The sequence below is a fragment of the Kitasatospora sp. NPDC047058 genome (assembly GCF_040643935.1).
Classification (GTDB): Bacteria; Actinomycetota; Actinomycetes; order Streptomycetales; family Streptomycetaceae; genus Kitasatospora.
Map to the genome: position 1 here is coordinate 1 of NZ_JBEYVJ010000699.1, position 2,404 is coordinate 2,404.

Here is a 2,404-nt window from a genome sequence, read left to right on the forward strand (position 1 = left end):
GGTGAGCCGGGTAGCGCCGGCTTCCCGGTCCACCTCGGCCAGAGCGTCTGCTGCCCACACACGGTCCGTGTCGTCCAGGGTGTTGTCGTCGGCGAGGTGGGTGAGCCGGGTAGCGCCGGCTTCCCGGTCCACCTCGGCCAGAGCGTCTGCTGCCCACACACGGTCCGTGTCGTCCAGGGTGTTGTCGTCGGCGAAGCGGGCGAGCCGGATGATGCCAGCGTGTCGGTCCACCTTCGTGGCCAGGGCCCAGGCCGCCCGCACGCGGGCGGTGTGATCAAGCCCGGCGTCGTCGGCGAACCGGGTGAGCCGGGTGATGCAGGCCTCCTGGTCCACCTCGGCCAGGGCCCAGGCCGCCTGAACTCGGGCGGTGTCGTTGAGGGTGGTGTCGTTGACGAGCAGGGTGAGCCGGGCGACGGCATCTTCGCGGAGCCTGTCCAGCTTGGTCATGGCCCAGGCTGCCCGCACGCGGGCGGTGTCGTCCAGGATGGCGTCGTCAGCGAGGCAGGTGAGCTGGGTGATGCCAGCCTCCCGGTCCACCTCGACCAGAGCGTCCGCTGCCCACACACGGTCCGTGTCGTCCAGGGTGTTGTCGTCCGCGAGGTGGGTGAGCCTGGTGATCCCGGTTTGCCGGTCCACCTCGGCCAGGGCCCAGGCCGCCTGAACGCGGTCGGTGCCGTCCAGGGTGTTGTCGTCGGCAAAGCGGGTGAGCCTGGTGATCCCGGTTTGCCGCTCCACCTCGGCCAGGGCCCAGGCCGCCTGAACGCGGTCCGTGTCGTCCAGGATGGCGTCGTCAGCGAAGCGGATGAGCTGGGTGATGCCAGCCTCCCGGTCCACCCCGACCAGAGCGTCCGCCGCCGATACGCGGGTAGTGTCATCTAGGGTGGCGTCGTCAGCGAAGCGGTTCAGTTGGGCGGCAGTGGGACCGGCGGGGAAGCTGGTGTGTAGCCTCACTTGGATGACGAGGAACTCGCAGGCACTCCGTCTTCCGTGAGCCGTGAGAGCTTCCACGTGCTGAGCGGTCAATGTGGCGATGTGGTCTTCGGGGATAAGAAGTCCGTCGAGGAGGAAACCTAGGTAGGAGGATTCCGTGGTCGGTGGCTCCCGACGTCCGCTGGTAGCGGGTGGCCAAGGAGGAAACAAGTCGCAGAGTACCTGAAGTCTGGCTTGTTCGTCGCGGGTGGCGTATCGGGCTGCGTGATATTCGAGGAGTGTCTGGTGGAGGAAGTCGAAATCGTCCGCGCGCTGCGTCAGTAGGCCTGTGGGTCGTAGAAGGTCGCCGATGAAGTGGTTCCAGTGGTCTTCCTTGACCTTTTCGGGACGGTTTACGTGGAGGTGCGAGGCCAGCACCTGGATGGCGGGAAGAGCGCCGACGGTGATCCTCTGGTAAGCCAGGTAATCGATGAGCTCCGGGAGGTGGGCACGTACCAGTTGTGCGGCCTGTTCGGCAGCCAGGCTGTCTTTGGGGATTTGATGGCGGTTCTTTAAGGTCTGGATTGCTTTGTCGTGGGCACTAGCGATGTGCTTGTGGGTATTCTGCTCGTAGATCAGTTCGACGAACGATTGGTAGACCCCAGTCCGGCCGCCGGGCAGCGAGCGGGCCGGATTGGCCGCGTAGAGCTGACACAGCATGGAAGCCATCAGCGGAGTACGGGCCAGGCCGCTCAGGCCGGAGCGTTGGAGTTCGGCCGTGAAAGTTCTGGCATGGTGGGGTGGATCGTCTAGATCGCGGAACCATCGCATTGCGTAGTCGTGCAGGTCGTGGGGGGAGAAAGGCTGCAGTTGGAAGTGCGGAACCTGCGGGCCTAGATCGTCGAGTTCACCGGTGGGTAGGGGGCGTGTGGCGACGACAAACCGGTACAGCGTCGGCGAGGTCTCGGCGGTGTCAGCGAGAAGCCGCAGAATGGCACTGCGAGCGTCGGTGTCTGGGACTTCATCCAGGCCATCGACCAGTACCAGCCATGGCACCCCCGCGCGCGGCTGATGGCGGAAGAAGTCCGGTGTCACCTCGTCCAGCAACCCAAACTGCTTCAACTCGCTGGTGCTGGCCCTTGCGAGCGCTGCGGGCAGTGGGTCCGTGCCCGCCAGAGCTACGGCGTTGACCATGAGTGGGATGGTCCTCTGCACCCTGCCGGATAGCCAATGATCGACCGAATTGCTGATGTAGGCGCGCAGCAGAGTGGACTTGCCGATACCGGGTTCGGCGCGGAGGATGCAGATGCCGCAGTCCGTTCGGAAGACCTCGTCTGCGGGCACCGTGGGGTGGCCACTGCCTCTTGGGGGATTGGCCTCGCTCGGACCCGGACGATCGGGGAGAGCAGTTCCTGAGGGAGTGGGGCACGTCAGGTCAGAGGGCCTTGTTCGAGGGCTTCGACGAGTACGTGCGCAGCGAGTCGAAGGCAACAAC

General features: G+C 65.5%; 1 protein-coding gene. It reads right to left on the reverse strand.

The window, feature by feature from the left end; translation table 11 throughout:
- On the reverse strand, positions 1-2,253 hold a 2,253-nt coding region (locus tag ABZ885_RS39465; protein ID WP_360199769.1), incomplete at its 3' end, for a hypothetical protein.
- Between the last annotated feature and the right edge of the window lie 151 nt (positions 2,254-2,404).